Annotated in this window: 1 pseudogene; it reads right to left on the bottom strand. The window is 64.9% G+C overall.

The annotated features are described in order from the left end of the window. Nucleotides 1-108 (bottom strand): annotated as a pseudogene (locus TW83_RS18155) (transcription elongation factor GreA); the annotation flags it as partial. Nucleotides 109-208: the final 100 nt, after the last annotated feature.

Here is a 208-nt window from a genome sequence, read left to right on the forward strand (position 1 = left end):
CGCCTCGGCGATGGCGCGGATGATGGCGGGACGTTCCTTGGATTTCAGCTGCCCCAGTTCGCGTTCCAGCGCTGCCGCGCCGGTGGGGGTCATCGGTATCTTTTCCATCGCTGCCCTGGTCCTTGTTGGGATGCGTTTGTCCTGCGGGTGCCAAACCAACGCCCCTGCCATTGCGGAATGGCAGGGGCGCGGAAGCTGATCGGGGACA

This window comes from Paracoccus sp. S4493, assembly GCF_000967735.1.
GTDB lineage: Bacteria > Pseudomonadota > Alphaproteobacteria > Rhodobacterales > Rhodobacteraceae > Paracoccus > Paracoccus marcusii.